The following is a 23,022-nucleotide window of genomic DNA, read 5'->3' on the forward strand; positions in this document are numbered from 1 at the left end:
AAAGAAAAAAACGGTAAAAAGCGGCAAGGTGACGTTGCGTCCCGCGCAATTTCCGCCTGGGAGATTGTCACGGCCGCGCCAGCCGATATATTGGGGCATGACACAGCCGGAGCCAGCCGCCGACAAGCGCATGATCGACGACCCTTCCGACAGGCGCGGCCTGCCATGCCAAGCCGCCTTCCGGCATCTCCCTGACCCGAGCGAGCCCCTTTGATGTGGATCGAAGTCCTTGTCGTCCTTGTCCTGACCCTGCTCAACGGGCTTCTGGCCATGTCGGAACTGGCGATCGTCTCGGCCCGGCCGGCGCGGCTGAAGGTGCTGGCCGAACGCGGCGACCGCGGCGCCGCCACCGCGCTGGCGCTGGGCGAGGAGCCGGGGCGGTTCCTGTCCTCGGTCCAGATCGGCATCACCCTGGTCGGCATCCTGTCGGGCGCATTCTCCGGCGCGACGCTGGGCGCGCGGCTGGCGGCGGCGCTGCCGGGCTGGGGGGTGCCGGCCTCGCTGGCGCAGCCCTTGGGCATGGGCGGCGTGGTGGTGGCCATCACCTATCTGTCGCTGATCGTGGGCGAGCTGGTGCCCAAGCAACTGGCGCTGAAGGCGCCCGAGCGGGTCGCCGTGCGGGTGGCGCCGCTGATGCTGGCCATCTCGCGCGGGGCGGCGCCGCTGGTCTGGCTTCTGGACCGTTCGGGCAAGCTGGTCCTGGCGGCCCTGGGCCAGTCGGGCGAGGACCGGCAGACCATCAGCGACGAGGAGATCAAGCTGGTGATTTCGGAGGCCGAGACGGCGGGCGTCATGCACCGCGCCGAGACCGAGATGATCGCCGGGGTCATGCGCATCGCCGACCGCAGCGCGCGCGGGCTGATGACGCCGCGGCGCGAGATCGAGGCCGTCGATGTCGGCGACAGCTGGGAGGAGATGGCGCGCAAGTTCCGCGACGGCCGCCGCACCCGCCTGCCGGTCAGCGACGGCGACCCGAACAACCTGATCGGCGTCATTGCCAGCGTGGACCTGATGTCGCAAAGCCGCGCCGAGGCGGTGGACCTGCGCCAGGTGATGCAGCCTGCGCCGATCATCCCCGAGACCATGGATGCGCCCGAGGTCATCGCGCGGCTGCGCGCCGCGCCGGGGCAGATGCTGCTGGTTTATGACGAATACGGCCATTTCGAGGGCGTGGTGACGCCGATGGACGTGCTGGAGGCGATCACCGGCGAATTCGCCGGGCTCGACGACGACGAGCCGAAGCTGGTCGAGCGCGACGACGGCAGCCTGCTGGTGGCCGGCTGGATGCCGGTCGACGAATTTGCCGACCGGCTGTCGGTGCCGCTGGACGAGGATCGCGACTTTTCCACCGTCGCCGGGCTGGTGCTGGACTTGGCCGGCCGGCTGCCGCAGGCGGGGGATCGCGTGGACTGGCAGGGCTGGCGCATCGAGGTGGTGGACATGGACCATCGCCGCATCGACAAGCTGCTGGTCCAGCGGTTGCCGCTCTGATCCGCCACTCTGATCCGCCGGCCTGGTCCATCATGGGGCCCTGCCGGCGGGCGGGAAAGAACGCTTGTGATTTCCCGCGGGTTTGATAACTCTTGGTTATGAATTTCACCCTGCGCCAGATCACCTATTTCCTTGCCGTGGCCCGGCTGGGCCATTTTGGCCGCGCGGCCGAGACGGTGCATGTCTCGCAGCCGGGCCTGTCCAGCCAGATCGCCCAGCTCGAGGCGCGGCTGGGCGGGGCGCTGTTCGAACGCGGCGCCGGGGCCGGGCCGGTGCGGCTGACCGCGCTGGGTGAGCGGCTGTTGCCGGTGGCGCAGGAGCTGATCGACACCGCCAAGCGGCTGGAGGCGCTGGCGCGGGCCGGGCGGCTGCCCTTGTCGGGGCGGCTGCGGCTGGCGATCATTCCCACGGTGGCACCCTATCTGATCCCGCATCTGGTGCCGGCCCTGCGCGCCGGCCACCCGATGCTGGACCTGGAACTGCACGAGATCGCGACCGACGAGGTGGTCTCGGGCGTGTTGGGCCACCGTTTCGATGCCGGGATCATGGCCCTGCCGGTCAACGAGCCGGGGATCGAGGCCGAGCCGGTCCTGCGCGACGCCTTTCTGGTCGCGCTGTCGGGCCGCGACACCACGCTGCTTTCCGGCCCGGCTCGGCCCGAAAGCATTGAGGCCGACCGCCTGCTGCTGCTGGCCGATGGCCATTGCCTGCGCGATCAGGCGCTGGAGGTCTGCGGGCTGCGCAGCCCGCGCCGCAAGCTGAACCTCGAAGCGGCCTCGATGGCGACGCTGATGGGGATGGTGGCAAGCGGCATGGGCATGACGCTGATCCCGCGGCTGGCTCTGGCGGACGAGAACCGCGACGGCCGGCTGCGCATCGTGCCCTTCACCGAGCCGGCGCCCTCGCGCGATCTGGCGGTGGTCTGGCGCCGCAATGCCGAGGCCGGCGCGGATGCGCGCGCCCTGGCCCAGGCGGTGCGCGAACTGGCCCCGGTGCTGGGGGTCGAGCCGATCCCCCGTCCCGCACCCGATCCCTTGCCGGATACGCCGGTCCGCAAAAGGATCAGCGCAGGACGATCTTGACCGGCAGCACCAGGGCGGTGGTCCTGCCCGTGGGCGGCGCGGGCAGGCGCGGCATGCGCGAGGCCTGGCGGTTCAGCGCGGAATCGATGCCGGCATCCCCGGTCGAGCTTGCCAGCGATGCCCCGGCCACCCGGCCGCTGGGATCGACGCTGAAGCGCAGGGTCACGGTCATGGTGCCGCCGCGCCCGCTGAAGCGGGTGCGCTGCATGTGCCGCGCCACCGCGGCCTGCACCTTGGTCTGCCAGCTGGCCACCTGCCGCGGGCTGGGCGTGCCGGCCTGGGCCTGGGGCGCGGCGGTTCGGTCGGATTGCGGCGCCCGGACGCGCGTGGTGGCTTGGCGGGCCGGCTGCTCTTCCGGGGCCTTTTCCTTTTTCTCGCGCTTCTTGGGCTCGGGCTGCTTTTCGACCACCTTCCGCTCGGGCTCCGGTTCGGGCTCGGGGCGCTCGGGCGGGCGTTCGGATTTCTGCAGCACCACCGCATCGGGCGGCGGCGGGAACAGCGAGTTCATGTCCGCCAGCGGCTCGAGCTCCTGAAGCGGCGGCATGGCGAGTTCCGGTTCGGGCTCGGGCTCGGGTTCCGGTTCAGGCTCGGCCTCGGCCATTTCGGGGGCCTCGGCTTCGTCCGGCGGGGCTGCGGCCTCGGGCATTGGCGCCAGTTCGACATAGACCGGGTCGGGCAGGCCGGGGGGTGCTGCGGCTTCGGCGCGTTGCAGGATCCACAGCGCACCGCCCATATGCGCGGCCAGGGCCACCGCCGCGGCGGTGCCCCATAACGCGCTGTCGCGCAGGGCCGGGGAAGGCTTCCAACTCATGGCGTGCGGGCTCCTCCGCTTGACGGGGTCGAGGCGGTCTGCTGGGCCGGGGCGGGTGCGGGGGGCGCATCAAGCTCGGCATCGGCGGGCTGGGCGGCGGGCGCCGCGCCCGCGCCGGTGGTCTCCAGCCCGACCAGCGCGATCTTCAGATAGCCGGTCTCGCGCAGGGTGTTCATGACGCCCATCAGGTCGCCATAGGACACGTCCTTGTCGGCGCGCAGGAAGATGCGTTCTTCGCGGTTGTTGTCGGTGGCGGCGGCCAGGGCCGCGGCCAGCCCGCCGGCGGCCACGTCCTCATTGCCCAGGGCAAGCGTCAGGTCGGGCTTGACGGTGATATAGACCGGCTGGTCGGGGCGCTGCGCCGGGGTCGCGTTCGAGACCGGCAGGTCCACGTTCACGTCCACCGTCGCCAGCGGCGCCGCCACCATGAAGATGATCAGCAGCACCAGCATCACGTCGATGAAGGGGGTGACGTTGATCTCGTGGTTCTCGACCAGATCGTCGCCTTGGGTTTCGCGGATGCCGCCGGCCATGGTTCAGACCTCCGTGCGCGGGGTGCCGCGGAAATCGAGGTCGCGGCTGACAAGGCGTTTGACCCCGGCGGCGGCATTGGCCAGCCGCAGGCGGTAGCCGGTGATGGCGCGGGCGAAGACGTTGTAGATCACCACGGCCGGGATGGCGGCGACCAGGCCGAGGGCGGTGGCCAGCAGCGCCTCGGCGATGCCCGGCGCCACGACGGCGAGGTTGGTGGTCTGCGCCTGCGAGATGCCGATGAAGCTGTTCATGATGCCCCAGACGGTGCCGAACAGGCCGACGAAGGGCGCGGTCGAGCCGATGGTGGCCAGCACGCCGGTGCCCCGGCTCATGCGCCGGCCGGCGATGGCCTCGATCCGGTCCAGATGCGAATCGACGCGCTCCTTGACGCCGGTGTCGCCGGCCTGGTCCAGCGCCGGGACCGAACGGTCGTATTCGGCGGCCGCGGCACGGATCATGCGCGATACCGGGTCGTTGCGGTTGCCGGCCGCTGCCAGCGCCGAGGGCAGGTTCGCCGCCGTCTCGACGCGCCGGATGCCCGATTGCGCGCGTCCCATGGCGCCCATCAGCTCCAGCAGCTTGGCGACCAGAACCGTCCAGGTCACGATCGAGGCGAAGGCCAGGCCGATCATCACCGCCTTCACCACCCAGTCGGCGGCCAGGAACATGCCCATCGGCGACAGGTCATGCGGCAGGTTCGGGTCGCGCTCCGGCGGGTTCAGCATCGGCGACAGCGCGTCCTGCACCGCCTGCGGCAGGATGCTCGACCCGGCGGGCTCGGCCGCTTCGGGCGTGGCCGGGGCAGGGGCCCCCGGCGTCGCGGCGGCGTCGGGTGCCGCCGGGGTCTGGATGGCGGCAGGCGCGGTCTCGGAGGGCGCCGCGGGCGTATCGGTGGCGGGAGCCGGTGCCGGGGTTTCCTGGGCGGGAGCTTCCGGCGCGGTCGCCGCGGGGGCCGGAGCGGGCGTCTCGGCCGCCGGGGTCGGCGTCGTTGTCGCAGGGGCGGCCGCTTCCGGCGCTGCCGCTTCGGGGGCCGCCGGTTCGCCGGCAGGGGCGGCCGGCTGGGTCTGGACCTCGGGCGCCGGGCTGGTCTGGCCTTCCGTGGCGGCTTCCTGCGCCGAGATCGGGGCGGCAAGCAGCAGGCAGGTCAAAGCAACGGCGGTCCCCGCGCGGCGGCGCGGCAGCGACATCTGGGTCATGGCGATCCTTATAGTTCCGGCATTCGATCCGTCCGCATCTTGCTGGGCGCGGCACATGCGAACTGGCATGCCGCCGACCCTCTGGCCGCGGTTCGGGCTTCGTATCAATCACCAAGGTAAAATTGTCAACTATTCCGCGGACCGGCTGCCGGCCTTTATGCCGACCAATAGGCCGCCAGGTGGCTCAGCACCCGGTCATGGCCCAGCGTTTCCAGCAGCAGGGCGCGAAGCGCGGCAATGCCGGATTTCTCCGCCGCCGCCCAGAGATAGCTGTCGGGCCGGGGCGGCGCGGCGCGCAGCAGGGCGCAAAGCGCCGCGGTTCCGCCGGGCAGGTGGCGCATGCGGAAGCCCGCGGGCCGGGGCAGCGGGTAGTCGGGCCGCGCGCCGAGCAGGAAGACCTCGCCCCGCGCGGTGCCGGCGCGCGATTCGAGGATGCGGGCGATGGCGGGCCAGGCGGTCTCGTCCCCGGCAAGCATCAGCTGCGCGGCCTGCGGGACGCCGCCGCCGCTGGGGCCGAGCAGGCCGACCTGCCGGTCTGCGCGCACCATGCGCGCCCAATGCGCCGCCCGTCCGCCGGGATGGTCGAAAATGTCCAGGTCCAGCCAGCCGGCATCGGCGTCGATGCGGCGCACGGTATAGACCGGGCGGTGCAGCGCCTTGTCGCCCCTGGGCCAGAGGATCTGACCATGGGCGCCGAGGCGGGGCCATTCCGGTGCCTCGTCGCCGGGCTGCGGCAGCACCAGGCGGAAATGCAGCGAATCCTCTGTCGCAAGCCGGTGCAGATCGGGCGCGGCCAGCCGCACGCGCAGGAAATCGCGGCAGAGCGGCGCGACTTCGGCGACATGGGCAAGGCTGAAATGGCCGGGCGGCTTGCCGGCATCCTCGGCCGAGGGCCAGCGCAGCGCCGCTGCCGCCGTCGGCAGGTGCTGCGCGAGCGGCCGGAAGATCGCCTGCTGCATCGCTTCCAGCCATTCGGCGCGATGCGCGCGGGCAAAGACCAGCACGCCGTCGCCGCGCCGCTTGGCCCCGAACTCGCCCATCTCGACCTGGCACCAGATCGAGCGGCCATGGCCGCTATGCAATTCCAGCCCGTGCCCCTGGGCCTCGTCGCGGATCAGTTGCTCGATCGGCGCGAAATCCTGGCCGGGCAGCAGGGCCTCGGACTGGAACTCGGGCAGGGGGGTGATGCGCATGGCTCGCCTTTCATGCCTTCAGGGATCAAGGTCGGGTCTGCGGCGCGACGCTGCAAGGGCTCAGGCCAGTCGCGCGATCTCGGCCGCCGCCGCCTCCAGCGCGCCCTTGCCATGCGGGATGGACAGGGCCGTCATCCCGGCCTCGACCGCCGCCAGAACGCCCAGCAACTGATGGGCATTGGCATGGCCCATATGGGCGATGCGCAGGGCGTTGTCGGGATCGGGCGCGCCCAGGCCGATCCCCAGCGTCACCCCCGCGCGGGTCGCGGTCCAGTCACGCAGGGCGCCGGCCTGCGGCAGCCGCGCCGCTGTGACCGAGCGGGCGCGGCCGGCGGGATCGGCGATCAGCGCCCCGATGCCGGGATGACCGGCGCCCCAGCAATCCAGCGCCGTCCAGGTGGCCCGCGCCAGCCCCTCGTGCCGGGCCCAGGCGGCGGGCAGGGTTTCCTCGTCCAGCAGCATCAGCAGCGCCTCGTTCATGCCGAAGATGTGCTGGACCGGTGGCGTGCCGCCCCAGAATTGCCACAGTTCCTGCGCCTCGGCGCGCGGGGTCCAGTCCCAGTAGGGTGTGGCCAGGCTGCTGCGCGCCCGCGCCTTGACCCGGTCCGAGAACCAGACGAAGGCCAGCCCCGGCGGCACCATCAGCCCCTTCTGGCTGGCCGAGACCAGCAGGTCGACGCCCCATTCGTCCATCTGCAAGGGCTCGCAGCCCAGCGAGGCGATGGCATCGACGGCCAGGAAGGCGGGGTGGCCGCCCATGGCCGCGCGCAGGGCGGGGATGTCGGCGCGGGCGGAACTGGCGGTATCGACCTGGCAGACCAGCACGGCGCGGACCCGCCCCTCGCGGTCCTGCGCCAGCCGGTCGGCCAGGCGCTGCGGGTCGGGGGGCGCCAGGCCGAAGTCCAGTTCCTCGACCTCGATCCCCAGCGCGCGGGCCGAAGCAGCCCAGGAACGGCCGAAATGGCCCGAGACCAGCGCCAGCGCCCGCTCGCCCCGGTCGAGCAGGTTGACATTGGCCGCCTCCCATCCGGCATGGCCGTTGCCGATATAGGGCGCGACATGGCCCGCGGTGCCGGCCAGCCGTTTGAGCCCGGCGATCATGGCGCGGTTCTCGGCCGCCAGTTCCGGGCCGTAGATGTCGGGCGAGGCCCGGTGCATGGCGCGCAGCACGCGGTCGGGGACGGGCGAGGGGCCGGGAATGGCAAGGACGGCGCGGCCGTGGGCAAAGCTCATGGAGGATGCCTTTCTGATGACCCGCCATCGGTAGGATGGCCCCCGCGCAAGGTCAACGGGGCGCACGGGGCCGGGCGGCGAAGCCCGGGTCGGTTGCGCGGTCGCAGGGGTATTTGCGGAACGAAGAAGCGCGGGGCCGCTGCATGCCGTCGGCTGGACGTGGCGGGCAGAGCGTGGCGGCGGGTTGCCCCCGCGCGGCTTGCGCCTTATCCCTTGGGCCGAACCGAGGTTCCGGGGGCGCGATGGCGGACAGGATTCACAGGACGGCCAATCTGTTCGCCCGCATGTGGCGCGACTATCTGCGGCCCTATTCGGGCCGCATCCTGCTGGCGCTGCTGTTCCTGGTCATCGAGGGCTCGACCCTGGGCATGCTCAGCTGGATGCTGAAGCCGCTGTTCGACCGGGTCTTCGTTGGCGGCGATACCGATGCGATCTGGTGGGTCGGCGGCGCGATCTTCGCGCTGTTCCTGATCCGCGCCACCACCTTCGTCATCAACCGCAGCCTGATGACCTCGGTCTCGCTGGCGGTCTCGACCAGCATGCAGACCGATCTCTTGCGCCATATCATGACGCTGGACGGCGGCTTTTTCCAACAGAACCCGCCCGGCGCGCTGATCGAGCGGGTGCAGGGCGATTCCGTCGCGGTGCAGGGGGTGTGGTCCACCTTCATCGCGGGGGCGGGACGGGACATGGTGTCGCTGGTGTCGCTGTTCGGGGTGGCGCTGGCCGTCGATCCCTGGTGGACCATGGCGGCGCTGGTCGGTGCGCCGCTTCTGATCCTGCCGACGCTGCTGGTGCAGCGCTATATCCGGCGCAAGATGCGGCAGAACCGCGTCAATGCCAGCCAGCGCGCCACCCGGCTGGACGAGGTGCTGCACGGCATCAACGCCGTCAAGCTGAACCGCATGGAGGATTACCAGGCTGGCCGCTTTGCCCAGATCGTCGCCCGCATCCGCCAGGCCGAGGTCAAGATGTCGGGCATCGGCGCCACGGTGCCGGCGCTGGTCGATGTCGTGACCGGCCTGGGCTTCATCGGCGTGCTGGCGCTTGGCGGGGCCGAGGTGACGCGGGGCGAGCGAACGGTCGGCGACTTCATGTCCTTCTTTACCGCCATGGCGCTGGCCTTCCAGCCCTTGCGCCGGCTGGGGGCCTTGACCGGCACCTGGCAGATCGCCGCGGCGAGCCTGGAGCGGATCTATGCCGTGCTGGACATGCGGCCCGCCATCACCTCGGGGCTGCGGCGCGAGCCGCCTCCCGATACCACCATTCGTTTCCGGGACGTGCGGCTGGCCTATGACAACCATCCGGTGCTGAACGGGCTGACCTTCACCGCCGAGGCGGGCAGGACCACCGCGCTGGTCGGGCCCTCGGGGGCAGGGAAATCCACCGTCTTCAACCTGTTGACGCGGCTTGTTGATCCAGAATCTGGGCAGATCACCCTGGGCGGCGTGCCCCTGCGCGAATTCGACCTGGGGGTGTTGCGCGACCAGTTCTCGACCGTCAGCCAGGATGCGGCGCTGTTCGACGAGACGCTGCGCGAGAACATCCTGCTGGGCGGCGCACAGGATGACGAGGCGCTGCGCCGCGCCGTCGTGGCCGCCCATGTCGCCGATTTCACCGATGGGCTGCCCCTGGGGCTGGACACGCCGGCCGGCCCGCGCGGCTCGGCCCTGTCGGGGGGGCAGCGCCAGCGCGTCGCCATCGCCCGCGCCGTGCTGCGCAACGCGCCGATCCTGCTTCTGGACGAGGCGACCAGCGCATTGGACGCGCAAAGCGAGCGGGTGGTGCAGCAGGCGCTGGACGAGCTTTCGGCCGGGCGCACCACGCTGGTCATCGCGCACCGGCTTTCGACCGTGCGGCAGGCCGACAAGATCGTGGTGGTCGAGGCCGGCCGGGTTGTCGAAGAGGGCAGCCATGACCAGCTTATGGCCCGGGGCGGCGCCTATGCCGCGCTGGTCCGGTTGCAATTCGGAGAGGATTGATGCGGCGCATTCTGGCGGTTTCGGGCGAGGATCGGGTCGATTTCCTGCAAGGGCTGGTGACCAACAAGGTCGGTCCGGTCCCGGCTTGGGCGGCGCTCTTGACGCCGCAGGGCAAGTACCTGGCCGATTTCCTGGTCGTACCGGAGGAGGAGCGGCTGCTGGTCGATGTCGATGCGCGGATGGCGGACGACCTGATGCGGCGGCTGTCGATGTATCGGCTGCGCTCGAAGGTCGCGATCGAGCCGACGGATCTGGCCGTCGCCCGCGGCACCGGGCTGGCGCCCGAGGGAGCGATCATGGACCCGCGGCATGAGGCGCTCGGCTGGCGGCTTTACGGGGCCGAGGGGGATGACGGCACCGACTGGGATGCCATCCGGGTCGAACATTGCATCCCCGAAACCCTGGTCGAGCTGATCCCGAACGAGACCTTCATCCTGGAAGCCGGGTTCGAGCGCCTGCATGGCGTCGATTTCCGCAAGGGCTGCTATGTCGGGCAAGAGGTCACGGCGCGGATGAAGCACAAGACCGAATTGCGCAAGGGGCTGGTGACGGTCGGGATCGAGGGCGCGGCCCCTGTCGGCACGCCGATCCTGATGGCGGACGGGCGCGAGGCCGGCACGCTTTTCACCCAGTCCGGCGGGCGCGCCATCGCCCATATGCGCTTCGACCGCATGGGCGAGGGATTGACGGCGGGGGACGCCCGCATCATCCCATGACGACCGGGCCGGCCGGGGAGCGCGTCCGCCGCATCGTGCATGTGGACATGGACGCCTTCTATGCCTCGGTCGAGCAGCGCGACAACCCGGAGCTGCGCGGGCGGCCGGTCGCGGTGGGCGGCATCCAGCGCGGCGTGGTGGCGGCGGCCAGCTACGAGGCGCGGCGCTATGGCGTGCGCTCGGCCATGCCCTCGATGCGGGCGATGCGGCTCTGCCCCGAACTGGTCTTCGTGAAGCCGCGCTTCGACGTCTATCGCGCCGTCAGCCAGCAGGTCCGCGCGATCTTTGCCGAATACACCCCGCTGGTCGAGCCGCTGTCGCTGGACGAGGCCTATCTGGACCTGACCGATCACCTGGCCGGCCGCACCGCCACCCGCATCGCGCAGGAGATCCGGGCGCGCATCCGGCAGGCGACCGGGCTGACCGCCTCGGCCGGGGTCAGCTACAACAAGTTCCTGGCCAAGCTGGCCTCGGACCAGCGCAAGCCGGACGGGCTGTTCGTGATCCCGCCCGAGGCCGGGGCAGCGTTCGTGCAAGGCCTGCCCATCGGCCGCTTTCACGGCATCGGCCCGGCCACGGCGGCGCGGATGCAGGCGCATGGCATCCTGACCGGCGCCGACCTGGCCCGGCAGAGCCTGGAGTTCCTGACCGCGCGTTTTGGCAAGTCGGGCAGCTATTACTGGCACATCGCCCGCGGCATCGACACGCGCGAGGTCAAGCCCAACCGCATCCGCAAGAGCATCGGCGCCGAGAATACCTATTTCGAGGACCTGCGCGATCTGGCCGCCGCGCATGAGGCGCTGGCCGAGCTGGCCGACAAGGTCTGGCGCCATGCCGCATCCGCCGCGCGTCGGGGCCGCACGGTGACGCTGAAGGTGAAATACGGCGATTTCCGCCAGATCACCCGCGCGCGCTCGCTGCCGCGCGCCGTCGAAAGCCGCGACGAGATGCTGGAGATGGCCCGCGACCTTCTGGCGCCGGTCTTTGCCGATCCGCATGGGGTGCGGCTTCTGGGCATCACGCTGTCGGGGCTGGAGGAGGCGCGGCAGGACGAGCCGCCGCGCCAGCTGGGCCTGTTCGATCAGGCGTAGAGGTTGATGACCCCGACCTTCTGGTGGATGCCGTTCACCGTCTCCTTGTCGAGGCCGAGGCCCTGCGCCAGCCTGTGCAGGTATTCGGCCTCCTTGCGGTTGTCGAACTCGATCGCCATCAGCGACATCAGATAGACCTGCGGGCCGAAACCCTGCGGCACCTCGCGCGCCAGGGCCTCGGCATCGACCGGGGCGGTCATCTGCTCGCGGATGAAGGCGCGTTCCTCGTCGTCCAGTTCGCCGAACTCGGCCATCAGCTTGGCCTTTTCGTTCTCGTCGATCTCGCCATCGGATTTCGCGGCTTGGATCATTGCCTTCAGCATCAGCCCGGCCAGGGCGTTCTGTTCCGGGGTGGGGGCGGTCGTGGGCTCGTCGCCGCTGGCCAGCGCCTCGTTGAAAAGCTCGCCGAAACTGGCGTCGTTCTGCGGCTGGGCGTCCTTTTGCGCCAGGCCGCCGGCCTGAGGGGCATGGCCCTGCGGCTGCGCGCCGCGACCGCCCAGCAGATCGCCCAGCACCCCGCCGAGGCCGCCCGCCGCCGCGCCGCCCAGCACGCCCGATCCCGTGCTGCCGCGCCCGCCGGTCAACTGGTCGAGCAACCCGCCCAGCCCGCCCTGGGCCGCGCCGGTGTGGCGGGAAGAGTTCGGCCCGCCATAGGGCGCGCCGCCGCCCACGACGGTGGCGCCGCCGCTGCGCCCGCCCAGCACCTGGCCCAGCATGTCGCCCAGCCCGCCCGAGCCGCTGCGGCGGTCGCCGGCCTGCCCGGTATTGTTGCCGAACAGTTCGTCGAGCAACCCGCCCGAACTGCGCCCGCCACCCGATGGCGGCCGGTTCTGGGCGTTCTTCATCATGGTTCCGATCCCCTTGGCCAGCATGACGCCAGCCGCGACGCGGGCGAGGGATTTCATCAGGCTCATCTCGTTCCTCCGAAAGCGTTGCGGGGCCGCCGGGCCGGGCAGCCTTCTTTGCACAATTCCAACGTATTCGCCGGGCTCCGGTTCCACCGCCACAGGCCCCGCGGCAAAGGCCCAGCCGCCCTTGATTTTTCCCCGGCACGATTATAAGTCGCGGCGGATGTTTCACGACGGGGGCTGTCGCGCGGGTGGCCCCCCCGATAGGAGGCCATGATGGCAAAGGCAAAGTTTGAACGGACGAAACCGCACGTCAACATCGGGACGATCGGTCACGTTGACCACGGCAAGACGACGCTGACGGCTGCGATCACCAAGTATTTCGGTGAATTCAAGGCCTATGACCAGATCGACGGCGCTCCCGAGGAGCGTGCGCGTGGCATCACGATCTCGACCGCGCATGTGGAATACGAATCGGAGAACCGGCACTACGCCCACGTGGACTGCCCCGGCCACGCGGACTACGTGAAGAACATGATCACGGGCGCCGCGCAGATGGACGGCGCGATCCTGGTGGTGAACGCGGCGGACGGCCCGATGCCGCAGACGCGCGAGCACATCCTGCTGGGCCGTCAGGTCGGCATCCCCTACATGGTCGTCTACCTGAACAAGGTCGACCAGGTGGACGATCCGGAACTGCTGGAACTGGTCGAGATGGAAGTGCGCGAGCTGCTGTCCTCCTACGACTATCCCGGCGACGACATCCCGATCATCAAGGGTTCGGCGCTGGCGGCGCTGGAAGGCCGCGACAAGGAGATCGGCGAGGATTCGATCCGCGCGCTGATCGCGGCGGTGGACGAATACATCCCGACGCCCGAGCGTGCGGTTGACCTGCCGTTCCTGATGCCGATCGAGGACGTGTTCTCGATCTCGGGCCGCGGCACGGTTGTGACCGGCCGTGTCGAGCGCGGCGCGGTGAACGTGGGCGACGAGCTCGAGATCGTCGGCATCCGCCCGACGAAGAAGACGACCTGCACCGGTGTCGAGATGTTCCGCAAGCTGCTGGACCGCGGGGAAGCCGGCGACAACATCGGCGCGCTGCTGCGCGGCATCGAGCGCGACGGCGTCGAGCGCGGCCAGGTTCTGGCCAAGCCCGGCTCGGTGACGCCGCATACCGAGTTCGAGGCCGAGGCCTATATCCTGACCAAGGAAGAGGGTGGCCGGCACACGCCGTTCTTCGCGAACTACCGTCCGCAGTTCTACTTCCGCACGACGGACGTGACCGGGACGGTGAAGCTTCCCGAGGGCACCGAGATGGTGATGCCGGGCGACAACCTGAAGTTCACGGTGGAGCTGATCGCGCCGATCGCGATGGAGGAGAAGCTGCGCTTCGCCATCCGCGAGGGCGGCCGCACGGTCGGCGCCGGCGTGGTGTCGAAGATCCTGAAGTGATCTGGCGGGGGCGGCGGCCCTGCGCCGCTGCCCCGCCCGGGATCATCGGGTGATCCCGCGAGGGATATCGCGATGAGGGGCCGCTCCGCAGGGGGCGGCCTTTCTGCTTGCCGCGGCGCGGCAGCCGGGGCGCTGCCCCGGACCCCGGGATATTTCGGCAAGAAAGAAGCAAGGCAAAGCGGACGCGCGGGAGAGGGGCCGGAGAGGGTTTTTCATGCTATCCTTGCGCCAGCAGGCAAAGGGAGAGGACGATGACCGAACGCAGGAAGGCTTCCGATTTCCATCCCCGCATCCTCGAGATCTTCGACGGCTATGTGCATGGGCGCATCGGCAAGCGGGAGTTCATGGTGCAGGCGGCGCAATTCGCCACCGCCGGGATGAGCGCCGCGGCGATCTTCGAGGCGCTGCGGCCAAATTACGCCCTGGCCCAGCAGGTACCGCCCGACGACCCCGCCATCGCGACCCAGGCCGTGAGCTATGACAGCCCCGCGGGCAATGGCCGCATCAGCGGGCTGATGGCGCGGCCGGCCGGGGCGCAGGGCAAGCTGCCCGCCGTGCTGGTGGTGCACGAGAACCGCGGGCTGAACCCCTATATCGAGGATGTCGTGCGTCGCCTGGGCAAGGCGGGCTACCTGGCCTTCGGGCCGGACGGGTTGAGCCCGCTTGGCGGCTATCCCGGCAATGACGAGCAGGGGCGCGAGATGCAGGCCGGCCTCGACCCGGTGAAGCTGATGGAGGATTTCTTTGCCGCCCATGAATTCCTGCGCGACCATGCCGATTCGACCGGCAAGGTCGGCGCGGTCGGCTTCTGCTATGGCGGCGGGGTCTGCAACGCGCTGGCGGTGGCCTATCCCGAACTGGCCGCCTCGGTACCCTTCTACGGCCGCCAGCCCCGTCCCGAGGAAGTGGCGCAGATCCAGGCGCCGCTGATGCTGCATTATGCCGAGCACGACGAGCGCGTGAACGAGGGCTGGCCGGCCTATGAGGCGGCGCTGAAGGAGCATGGCAAGGAATACCAGGCCTTTTTCTATCCCGGCACCCAGCACGGCTTCCACAATGACACAACGCCGCGCTACGACGAGGCGGCGGCGGAACTGGCCTGGCAGCGGACGCTGGATTTCTTCGCCGCAAAGCTCTCCTGACGCGAATTGTCAGCAGGACGGGGCGATCCTTGCCGGGAAAGGAGATTTCGCATGATCGACCATATCGGATTTCCCGTCTCGGACCTGGCCCGCTCGCGCGCTTTCTACGACCGGGCGCTGGTGCCGCTGGGCATCGGGCTGCTGATGGAGGTGACCGAAGAGATGACCGGCGGCCATGGCGCGCATCTGGGCTATGGCCGCGAGGGCAAGCCGTTCTTCTGGATCGGCAGCGGCCGGTCTGCCGGTCCGGGCACTCATGTCGCCTTTGCCGCGCCCGACCGGGCGACGGTGGACGCCTTTCATGCCGCCGCGCTGGCCGCGGGCGGGCAGGACAACGGTGCGCCGGGGCTGCGGCCGGAATACCATCCCGGCTATTATGGCGCCTTCGTGCTCGACCCTGACGGCAACAATATCGAGGCCGTCCACCACGGAGAGCCGGCATGACCGCCTATCACGGCTCCTGTTTCTGCGGCGCCGTCCGCTTCGAGGCCGAGGGCGACCTGTCGCAAGGCACCATGCGCTGCAATTGCAGCTTCTGCCGCAAGATGCGCTATTGGGAGATGCGGTTGCCCGACCCGGAACGCTTCCGCATCACCCATGGCGCCGAGATGCTGGCCGAGACCCCGCGCCGGCAGCAGGACGGTGTGGACATGCACCATATGTTCTGCGCCCGCTGCGGGACGAGGCTGTGGACTGAGGGCAACCTGGAAGAGATGGGCGGCCGCTTCGTCCAGGTCTGCGTCAGTGCGCTGGACGATGTGTCCGAGGCCGAGCTGATCGCCGCCCCGGTCTTCTATGCCGACGGCGCGCATGACGCCTGGTGGAACCCCGCACCCGAGACCCGGCACCTGTGACCGCAGGCCGCGCGCCGCATGCGCTTTCTCCGTTTTCCAAATACTCCGGGGGAGCCCCGCAGGGGCGGGGGCGGAGCCCCCCGGCGCCAGCGTATCCAGGCCCGACTGCCGCCCGGTTGCCTCGGCGGCGAAATCCCGCTATGGTGCCTGCCGCAGCAGAGGAGAACGGTGTCATGGACAGCTCGCAAATCTGACCTTTCACGGACGGATTGAAGAGGATTCCCATGACTGCCCACTTCCTTGATGCGGCTTTGCCCCATCCCATGCGCTTTCCCGACGGCACTCTGAACCGGGGGCTGGTGCATCTGAACCGGGTGATCGACCATCCGAATATCGAGATCGGCGATTTCACCTATGCCAGCAGCTTCGACCCGCCGGACGACTGGGCGGCGCGGCTGGCGCCCTATACCTATGCCGGCGCGCCCGAGCGGCTGGTGATCGGGCGGTTCTGCCAGATCGCCGACCGGGTGCGGATCGTCACCGCCTCGGCCAATCATCCGATGGCCGGGATCTCGACCTATCCCTTCGCGATCTTCGACCATGCGCGGGTCGGCGATTACATCGACCAGATCAGCGGCTTGCCGGATACGGTGATCGGCCACGATGTCTGGATCGGCGACGGCGCCACCATCCTGCCGGGCGCGCGGATCGGCAGCGGCGTCATCATCGGCGCCGGCGCGGTGGTCGGGGGCGTGGTGCCGGATTACGCGGTGGTCGCGGGCAATCCCGGTCGTGTCATAAGGCTGCGCTTCGACGATGCCACCATCGCCCGGCTCATGGCGTTGCAATGGTGGCACTGGCCCGTGGCGCGGATCGCCCGCGCCACCGCCGCGCTGGCCCGTGCCGATGTCGCGGCGCTTGAGGAACTGGCCGCCTGAGGCGGCGCGACGAAACGAACCGGGCAAGCGCCCGGACTGATGCGAATGAGGTCTGTCATGTTCAGCTGGTTCGAGCGCCGGCTTGATCCCTATCCCGCCGATCCGCCGCGCATGCCGCCGCAGGGGCTGTGGCGGTTCATCCTGCATTTCTCGCGCGGGGCCGAGGGCTACATGCTGTCGATGGCCGCCTGCTCGGCGATGATCGCCGTGGCCGAGGTGGTGCTGTTCGGCTATCTGGGCGAGCTGGTGAACCGGCTGGCCGGCGCCGATCGCGAGAATTTCTGGGCGGTCGAGGGCAACCGGCTGATCCTGATGGGCGCGATCCTGGTGATCGGCCTGCCGCTGCTGCAGGTGCTGTTCTCGCTCTTGATGCACCAGACGCTGATGGGCAATTTCCCGCAGCGCATCCGCTGGCAGGCGCATCGCTATCTGCTGCGCCAGTCGATGAGCTATTTCCAGGACGAGTTCGCCGGCCGCATCGCCACCAAGCTGATGCAGACCGCACTGGCGGTGCGCGAAGTGGCGATGAAGTTCATGGACGTGCTGGTCTATGTCGGGGTCTATTTCATCGGCGCGCTGATCCTGGCCGCCTCGACCGACGGCTGGCTGGCATTGCCCTTTGCCGGCTGGGGCATCCTCTACGGGCTTCTGCTGTGGTGGCTGATCCCGCGCATCGGCCGCATCAGCGAGGCGCAGGCCGATGCCCGCGCGGTGATGACCGGCCGGGTGGTGGACAGCTATACCAACATCTCGACGGTCAAGCTGTTCTCGCATTCATCGCGCGAGGAAGCCTATGTCCGCGAAAGCATGGACGGTTTCCTGCAGACGGTGCATGGGCAGATGCGGCTGGCCTCGATCCAGAACATCCTGCTGTCCACGCTGAACTCGCTCCTGACCTTCTCGGTCACGGTGCTGGGCCTGTGGCTGTGGGTCGGCGGCAAGATCGAGGTCGGCGCGGTCGCCGTGGCCATCCCGCTGGCGCTTCGGCTGGGCAACATGTCGCATTGGATCATGTGGGAATTCGCCGGGCTCTTCGAGAATATCGGCACGGTGCGCGACGGCATCGGCTCGCTGTCCTTGCCGCGCATGGTGACGGATGCGCGCGGTGCGCGCCCGCTTTCGGTGCCCGAGGGGCGGGTCGAGTTCGACCGCGTCACCTTCCGCTATGGCGAGGCGGCGCGGCCCGGCCGCGGCGCGGTGCTGGACGACCTGAGCCTGGCCATCGCGCCGGGCGAGCGGATCGGCTGGTCGGGCGCTCGGGCGCGGGCAAGTCGACGCTGGTGAACCTGATGCTGCGCTTCCACGACCTGGAATCGGGCCGCATCCTGATCGACGGCCAAGACATCGCGCAGGTCACGCAGGAAAGCCTGCGCGCCGCCATCGGCGTGGTGACGCAGGACACCTCGCTCTTGCACCGCTCGATCCGCGACAATATCGCTTATGGCCGGCCGGACGCGTCCGAGGCCGAGATCCTGCGCGCCGCCGAACTGGCCGAGGCGGATTTCATCGCCGGCCTGACCGATTCGCAGGGCCGGCGCGGGCTTGACGCCCATGTCGGCGAACGCGGGGTCAAGCTGTCGGGCGGCCAGCGCCAGCGCATCGCCATCGCGCGGGTGCTGCTGAAGGACGCGCCGATCCTGGTGCTGGACGAGGCGACCAGCGCCCTGGACAGCGAGGTCGAGGCGGCGATCCAGTCGCAGCTCGACATGCTGATGCAAGGCAAGACGGTGATCGCCATCGCGCATCGGCTGTCGACCATCGCGCGCATGGACCGGCTGGTGGTGATGGAGCAGGGCCGCATCGTCGAGCAGGGCACGCATGAGGCGCTGCTGGCGCGCGGCGGCATCTATGCCGGCCTCTGGGCGCGGCAGTCCGGCGGGTTTCTTGAGGCCGAGTGATCTTCCCTCTTGAACCCCGCCCGGACCTGCCGTAATCAGCAGCGCGGCCTAGGGGTATAGCTCAGTTGGTAGAGCATCGGTCTCCAAAACCGAGGGTCGGGGGTTCGAGTCCCTCTGCCCCTGCCAGCCGCTTCCCGTGTCAAGCCGCGTGCCTTCCGATCCCTGCCGAGATCCCATGGCGCTGAGCATACATCTGGGGGCGCACAAGACCGCCTCGACCCATCTGCAATTTTCCCTGCGCCAGGTGCGCGACCGGCTGCTTGGCGCCGGGCTGGCCTATGTCGATCCGGCCATGCTGCGCGGTCAGCCGCTGTCGCTTTCTGCCGTCCTGGCTCAGGGCATCGGCGGGCGGGACCAGGACTCCGCCCGGCGGATGCTGCTGGACATGCGGCAGGGCTGCCGCGATCTGCTGATCTCGGAAGAAAACATCCTGGGCATGACCCATCGCAGCCGGCTGTTTTCCCGGCGCGGCGAGATCTATCCCCGCGCGGCGCAGCGGCTGCGGCATGTCATCGCCCTGGCGGGCGGCGGGCCTGCGGTGGTGTATCTGTCGCTGCGCGACCCCGCCTCCTTCAACGTCTCGGCCTTCGCGCTCCAGGTTGCCGGCGGCAAGGAGATCGACATCCATTCCTATCTGGGCGGCCGCGACCCGGCGCGCTCGGCCTGGGCGGGGCTGGTCGGACGGTTGGCGGCGGTCGAGGGGGTCTCGCGCATCGTGCTGTGGCGCTACGAGGATTATCCGGCGCTACGCCCGCGGCTGCTTGAACGGCTGCTGCCCGCCGGCCTTGCGGCCGAGGTGCCCGACCCGCCGCCCGCCAATGTCAGCCTGACCCAGGCCGGCTACGACTGGCTGCTGCGCCGCGCCGCCTCGGGCGACGGCATCGACCAGCGGATCCTGGCGCGGCGCGCGCGCGAGCGTTTCCAGCCCGCCTCGGGCCATGCCCGGCTGCGCCTGCTGGATGACGAGACCCATGCCCGTTCGGCCTGGAACTATGCGCAGGACATCGCCGCCCTGCGCGCCATGCCGGGGGTCGAGTTCCTGGAGCCGTGATCGCCCCCCGCTCAGATCGGCGCTTGAAATGCCGGCCGGTGCAGGCTATCTGACCCGCTGCAAGACCGAAGGAAAATCCATGGCCAATCCCGTCCAGTTCATCAGCCAGGTCCGTGCCGAGCTTGGCAAGATCACCTGGCCCACGCGCCGCGAGGTGGTGACGACCACGATCATGGTCTTCATCATGGCGACGCTGGCCTCGATCTTCTTCTTCCTCGTGGACCTGCTGATCAAGACCGGGCTTTCGGTCGTGATCAACCTGGTCGGCAGCTGAGGGCTTGCATTGAGGGGCAGGGGGCGTTATGTCCGCCCGACCTGCCCGTGATACGGCGTGCATCGATTCGGTCGTGCGCGCCGATTTCAATTTGGCCGGCGCCTGCGGCATGTGCCCAAGGGTGGGTCGGGGCGGGTAAGGAATTCAATGGGTTGGCCTTGGCCTGCCCGGAAGGAAACAGGGGTCGATCGAGACATGGCAAAGCGTTGGTATTCGGTCAGCGTCCTGTCGAACTTTGAAAAGAAGGTCGCCGAGGCGATTCGCCAGGCCGTTGTCGAAAAGGGCCTGGAAGACGAGATCGACGAGGTGCTGGTCCCGACCGAGGAAGTGATCGAGATCCGCCGCGGCAAGAAGGTCACCTCCGAGCGCCGCTTCATGCCCGGCTATGTGCTGGTGCGCATGGAACTGTCGGACAAGACCTATCACCTGGTGAACTCGATCAACCGCGTGACCGGTTTCCTGGGTGCCCAGGGCAAGCCGATGCCGATGCGCGACGACGAGGTCAACGCGATCCTGCATCGCACCGGCGAGGGCGGGGCCGAGGTCGCGCCGCGCAACCTGATCCGGTTCGATGTGGGCGAAAAGGTGAACGTGACCGACGGGCCCTTCGAGGGCTTCTCGGGCATGGTCGAGGAAGTGGACGAGGCCGCGAACCGCATCAAGGTCACGGTGTCCATCTTTGGCCGCCCGACGCCGGTGGAACTGGAATTCACGCAGGTCGCCAAGACCGCGTGATCGTCTGCGGGAGGCGCCGGCCCTTCGGGGCGCAGCCGTACCGCTAAGTCGGCCCCATCGGTCCAATAACGGGCGGGGCGTGATGATAAGGAGAGGGCCAGATGGCCAAGAAAGTTGTCGGCAGCCTCAAGCTGCAAATCAAGGCGGGTCAGGCGAACCCGTCCCCGCCCGTCGGCCCGGCCCTGGGTCAGCGCGGCATCAACATCATGGAATTCTGCAAGGCGTTCAACGCCAAGACGCAGGAGATGGAGCAGGGCGCCCCTGTTCCGGTCGTGATCACCTATTACGCCGACAAGTCCTTCACCTTCGAGACCAAGACGCCCCCGGCCTCGTTCCTGCTGAAGAAGGCCGCCGGCCTGAAGCCGGTCGGCAAGCGCAACCGCGCCAAGGGTTCGGAAAAGCCCGGCCGCCAGGTCGCCGGCACCGTGACCGCCAAGCAGGTCCGCGAGATCGCCGAAGCCAAGATGAAGGATCTGTCCGCCAACGACATCGAGGCCGCGATGCAGATCATCCTGGGCTCGGCGCGTTCGATCGGCATCGAGGTGAAAGGCTAAGCCATGGCTAAACTGTCGAAAAAGCAAGCCGCCGCCCGCGCCGCCTTTGCCGGCAAGGCGAATCTTCCCGTCGAGGAAGCCGTCAAGCTGGTCAAGGAGAACGCCAGCGCGAAATTCGACGAGACCGTCGAGATCGCGATGAACCTGGGCGTCGATCCCCGCCACGCCGACCAGATGGTCCGCGGCGTCGTGACCCTGCCCAACGGCACCGGCAAGGATGTGCGCGTCGCCGTCTTCGCCCGCGGCCCCAAGGCTGACGAGGCGAAGGCCGCCGGCGCCGAGATCGTCGGTGCGGAAGACCTGATGGAGACGATCCAGTCGGGCAAGATCGAGTTCGATCGCTGCATCGCCACGCCGGACATGATGCCGCTGGTCGGCCGTCTGGGCAAGATCCTGGGTCCGCGCAACCTGATGCCGAACCCCAAGGTCGGCACGGTGACGATGGACGTGAAGGCCGCCGTCGAGGCCGCCAAGGGCGGCGAGGTCCAGTTCAAGGCCGAGAAGGCGGGCGTGGTCCATGCCGGTGTCGGCAAGGCCTCGTTCGATGCCGAGAAGCTGGCCGAGAACATCCGCGCCTTCGTGGATGCGGTGAACCGGGCCAAGCCGTCGGGCGCCAAGGGTACCTATGTCAAGAAGGTCTCGATCAGCTCGACCATGGGTCCGGGCGTGTCGCTGGACCTGTCTTCGGCGGTCGCGCAGTAAGCGCGCAAGAATTTCGCCGGCACCCTGCAACAGGGTCCGGCGAATGGCGGGGCAGCGATGCCCCGTCCTGTCCGAGACGGAGGGTGCCGACCCGATACGCTATCTGGCCGGCTTAATCGTCCTTCCTGAGATGGGATCAAGACCATTTTCCGAAGGTTTCTTCGGGGGATCTTGGGACCGTCACGGACCCATCCGGTCGCTGTTCGGGCGGCTGGAAAGTGAGAGCCGGGGGGAAACCCCCAACTTGGAGTGAAACCGTGGATAGAGCGCAAAAAGAACAGGTGGTCGAAGAACTCGGCCAGATCTTTGAAGCCTCTGGCGTCGTGGTGGTTGCCCGCTACGAGGGAATGACGGTTGCCCAGATGCAGGACCTGCGCGCGCAGATGCGCGAAGCCGGCGGGTCCGTTCGCGTTGCCAAGAACAGGCTCGCCAAGATCGCCCTGGATGGGAAGCCTTGCGCAAGCATCGCCGACTATCTGACGGGTATGACCGTGCTCGCCTATTCCGAAGACCCGGTGGCTGCCGCCAAGGTCGCGGATAAATACGCCAAGGGGAACGACAAGTTCGTGATCCTGGGCGGTGCGATGGGCGACACGGCGCTTGACCCGGCCGGTGTGAAGGCCGTGGCCCAGATGCCGTCGCGCGAGGAGCTTATCGCTTCGATCGTGGCCTGCATCGGTGCCCCTGCTTCCAACATCGCGGGCGCGATCGGCGCACCTGCCAGCAACATCGCGGGCATCCTCTCGACTCTGGAAGAGCGCGAGGCCGCCTGAGGCAATCCCCATTCCGTCGTGGGGTTGAAACCCCGACGTTGGAACACTTAATGGAAAGAACGGAAAAATGGCTGATCTGAAGAAACTCGCCGAAGAAATCGTGGGCCTGACCCTGCTGGAAGCCCAGGAACTGAAGAACATCCTGAAAGACGAATACGGCATCGAGCCCGCCGCCGGCGGCGCCGTGATGGTTGCCGGCCCGGCCGCTGGCCCGGCTGAAGCCGCCGAAGAAAAAACCGAATTCGACGTCGTCCTGGTGGACGCCGGCGCCAACAAGATCAACGTGATCAAGGAAGTGCGCGGCATCACCGGCCTGGGCCTGAAAGAAGCCAAGGATCTGGTCGAAGCCGGCGGCAAGGTGAAAGAGGGTGCCTCGAAAGCCGATGCCGAAGAAATGAAGAAGAAGCTCGAAGCGGCTGGCGCCAAGGTCGAGCTGAAGTAATTGGCCGTTTCGGCCGGTTGATTTCGGAAGAATTGGGCAGGGTCCGGGGTTTCCCGGTCCCTGCCGAACCTGTCTTGAAGGACGGTTTCG

The 23,022-nt window shown here is 68.9% G+C and carries 23 protein-coding genes, 1 tRNA gene and 1 pseudogene; 19 read left to right on the forward strand and 6 right to left on the reverse strand.

What is annotated here, in order from left to right:
• Positions 1 to 213: 213 nt before the first annotated feature.
• Together ACNKFW_RS03980 and ACNKFW_RS03985 are read left to right on the forward strand one after the other, a co-directional pair.
• Entirely contained in the window at positions 214 to 1,491 is a 1,278-nt protein-coding gene (locus tag ACNKFW_RS03980) for a hemolysin family protein (RefSeq protein WP_024843774.1), read from the forward strand.
• Positions 1,492 to 1,589: 98 nt separating this feature from the next.
• Complete coding sequence (locus tag ACNKFW_RS03985) at positions 1,590 to 2,573, forward strand: hydrogen peroxide-inducible genes activator (protein ID WP_147427681.1); 984 nt, start codon at positions 1,590 to 1,592, stop codon at positions 2,571 to 2,573.
• Here ACNKFW_RS03985 and ACNKFW_RS03990 read toward each other — a convergent pair.
• The 5 genes from ACNKFW_RS03990 to ACNKFW_RS04010 form a co-directional block, all read right to left on the reverse strand.
• Positions 2,554 to 3,384, reverse strand: coding sequence for an energy transducer TonB family protein (locus ACNKFW_RS03990; RefSeq protein WP_418024736.1), 831 nt, complete (start codon positions 3,382 to 3,384; stop codon positions 2,554 to 2,556). The genes ACNKFW_RS03985 and ACNKFW_RS03990 overlap by 20 nt on opposite strands.
• Positions 3,381 to 3,917: a TonB system transport protein ExbD gene (gene exbD / locus ACNKFW_RS03995; RefSeq protein WP_024843771.1), complete on the reverse strand. Its 537-nt coding sequence runs from the start codon at positions 3,915 to 3,917 to the stop codon at positions 3,381 to 3,383. Before exbD ends, ACNKFW_RS03990 begins: the two co-directional genes overlap by 4 nt.
• 3 nt (positions 3,918 to 3,920) lie before the next feature.
• The gene (exbB, locus tag ACNKFW_RS04000; RefSeq protein WP_147427682.1) at positions 3,921 to 5,114 is read right to left on the reverse strand and encodes a tonB-system energizer ExbB; all 1,194 of its coding nucleotides are present in this window, start codon (positions 5,112 to 5,114) and stop codon (positions 3,921 to 3,923) included.
• A 155-nt stretch (positions 5,115 to 5,269) separates the two neighbouring features.
• Positions 5,270 to 6,307 carry a siderophore-interacting protein gene (locus ACNKFW_RS04005; RefSeq protein ID WP_024843769.1) on the reverse strand — a complete coding sequence of 346 codons (1,038 nt, stop codon included), beginning with the start codon at positions 6,305 to 6,307 and terminating at the stop codon, positions 5,270 to 5,272.
• Between the two features lie 60 nt (positions 6,308 to 6,367).
• Entirely contained in the window at positions 6,368 to 7,540 is a 1,173-nt protein-coding gene (locus tag ACNKFW_RS04010; RefSeq protein WP_147427683.1) for a pyridoxal-phosphate-dependent aminotransferase family protein, read from the reverse strand.
• Positions 7,541 to 7,782: 242 nt separating this feature from the next.
• On the opposite strand from ACNKFW_RS04010, the gene ACNKFW_RS04015 reads away from it, so the two are divergent.
• Genes ACNKFW_RS04015 through dinB form a run of 3 tightly spaced genes read left to right on the forward strand, consistent with a single transcriptional unit; the run spans position 7,783 to position 11,329 of the window.
• Entirely contained in the window at positions 7,783 to 9,522 is a 1,740-nt protein-coding gene (locus ACNKFW_RS04015) for an ABC transporter ATP-binding protein (RefSeq protein ID WP_147427684.1), read from the forward strand.
• The gene (locus ACNKFW_RS04020; protein WP_024843766.1) at positions 9,522 to 10,238 is read left to right on the forward strand and encodes a YgfZ/GcvT domain-containing protein; all 717 of its coding nucleotides are present in this window, start codon (positions 9,522 to 9,524) and stop codon (positions 10,236 to 10,238) included. Before ACNKFW_RS04015 ends, ACNKFW_RS04020 begins: the two co-directional genes overlap by 1 nt.
• Positions 10,235 to 11,329, forward strand: coding sequence for a DNA polymerase IV (gene dinB, locus ACNKFW_RS04025; RefSeq protein WP_147427685.1), 1,095 nt, complete (start codon positions 10,235 to 10,237; stop codon positions 11,327 to 11,329). Before ACNKFW_RS04020 ends, dinB begins: the two co-directional genes overlap by 4 nt.
• Here the strand turns inward: dinB and ACNKFW_RS04030 are convergent.
• Complete coding sequence (locus tag ACNKFW_RS04030; protein ID WP_147427686.1) at positions 11,320 to 12,243, reverse strand: tellurite resistance TerB family protein; 924 nt, start codon at positions 12,241 to 12,243, stop codon at positions 11,320 to 11,322. The genes dinB and ACNKFW_RS04030 overlap by 10 nt on opposite strands.
• Positions 12,244 to 12,453: 210 nt before the next feature.
• Between ACNKFW_RS04030 and tuf the strand changes: the two genes are divergently transcribed.
• The 14 genes and pseudogenes from tuf (at position 12,454) to rplL (ending at position 22,932) form a co-directional block, all read left to right on the forward strand.
• A complete protein-coding gene (gene tuf, locus ACNKFW_RS04035; RefSeq protein ID WP_024843763.1) occupies positions 12,454 to 13,629 on the forward strand; it encodes an elongation factor Tu in 1,176 nt (391 codons plus the stop codon).
• A 251-nt stretch (positions 13,630 to 13,880) separates the two neighbouring features.
• Entirely contained in the window at positions 13,881 to 14,771 is an 891-nt protein-coding gene (yghX, locus tag ACNKFW_RS04040; RefSeq protein WP_028710833.1) for a YghX family hydrolase, read from the forward strand.
• A 51-nt stretch (positions 14,772 to 14,822) separates the two neighbouring features.
• On the forward strand, positions 14,823 to 15,215 hold the full coding sequence (locus ACNKFW_RS04045; RefSeq protein ID WP_024845747.1) for a VOC family protein: 393 nt from the start codon (positions 14,823 to 14,825) through the stop codon (positions 15,213 to 15,215).
• A complete protein-coding gene (locus ACNKFW_RS04050; RefSeq protein ID WP_024845746.1) occupies positions 15,212 to 15,625 on the forward strand; it encodes a GFA family protein in 414 nt (137 codons plus the stop codon). The genes ACNKFW_RS04045 and ACNKFW_RS04050 overlap by 4 nt, the downstream gene beginning before the upstream one ends.
• Before the next feature lie 224 nt (positions 15,626 to 15,849).
• Positions 15,850 to 16,503, forward strand: coding sequence for a CatB-related O-acetyltransferase (locus ACNKFW_RS04055; protein ID WP_147427687.1), 654 nt, complete (start codon positions 15,850 to 15,852; stop codon positions 16,501 to 16,503).
• A 57-nt stretch (positions 16,504 to 16,560) separates the two neighbouring features.
• Positions 16,561 to 18,401, forward strand: a pseudogene (locus tag ACNKFW_RS04060) (ABC transporter ATP-binding protein).
• A gap of 50 nt (positions 18,402 to 18,451) precedes the next feature.
• Positions 18,452 to 18,527: transfer RNA gene (locus ACNKFW_RS04065), tRNA-Trp, on the forward strand.
• Positions 18,528 to 18,576: 49 nt separating this feature from the next.
• Positions 18,577 to 19,452 carry a hypothetical protein gene (locus tag ACNKFW_RS04070; RefSeq protein ID WP_024845743.1) on the forward strand — a complete coding sequence of 292 codons (876 nt, stop codon included), beginning with the start codon at positions 18,577 to 18,579 and terminating at the stop codon, positions 19,450 to 19,452.
• A 79-nt stretch (positions 19,453 to 19,531) separates the two neighbouring features.
• The gene (gene secE / locus ACNKFW_RS04075; RefSeq protein WP_024845742.1) at positions 19,532 to 19,726 is read left to right on the forward strand and encodes a preprotein translocase subunit SecE; all 195 of its coding nucleotides are present in this window, start codon (positions 19,532 to 19,534) and stop codon (positions 19,724 to 19,726) included.
• Positions 19,727 to 19,921: 195 nt separating this feature from the next.
• Positions 19,922 to 20,461 (forward strand): transcription termination/antitermination protein NusG, encoded by a 540-nt coding sequence (nusG, locus tag ACNKFW_RS04080; RefSeq protein WP_024845741.1) that lies wholly within the window; start codon positions 19,922 to 19,924, stop codon positions 20,459 to 20,461.
• A 101-nt stretch (positions 20,462 to 20,562) separates the two neighbouring features.
• Complete coding sequence (rplK, locus tag ACNKFW_RS04085; RefSeq protein WP_024845740.1) at positions 20,563 to 21,015, forward strand: 50S ribosomal protein L11; 453 nt, start codon at positions 20,563 to 20,565, stop codon at positions 21,013 to 21,015.
• A gap of 3 nt (positions 21,016 to 21,018) precedes the next feature.
• Positions 21,019 to 21,717 carry a 50S ribosomal protein L1 gene (gene rplA, locus ACNKFW_RS04090; RefSeq protein WP_024845739.1) on the forward strand — a complete coding sequence of 233 codons (699 nt, stop codon included), beginning with the start codon at positions 21,019 to 21,021 and terminating at the stop codon, positions 21,715 to 21,717.
• A 257-nt stretch (positions 21,718 to 21,974) separates the two neighbouring features.
• Positions 21,975 to 22,490 carry a 50S ribosomal protein L10 gene (rplJ, locus tag ACNKFW_RS04095; RefSeq protein ID WP_024845738.1) on the forward strand — a complete coding sequence of 172 codons (516 nt, stop codon included), beginning with the start codon at positions 21,975 to 21,977 and terminating at the stop codon, positions 22,488 to 22,490.
• A gap of 67 nt (positions 22,491 to 22,557) precedes the next feature.
• Positions 22,558 to 22,932: a 50S ribosomal protein L7/L12 gene (gene rplL, locus ACNKFW_RS04100; protein ID WP_011747091.1), complete on the forward strand. Its 375-nt coding sequence runs from the start codon at positions 22,558 to 22,560 to the stop codon at positions 22,930 to 22,932.
• Positions 22,933 to 23,022: the final 90 nt, after the last annotated feature.

Source organism: Paracoccus sp. TD-10, assembly GCF_048270675.1.
Lineage (GTDB): Bacteria > Pseudomonadota > Alphaproteobacteria > Rhodobacterales > Rhodobacteraceae > Paracoccus > Paracoccus pantotrophus.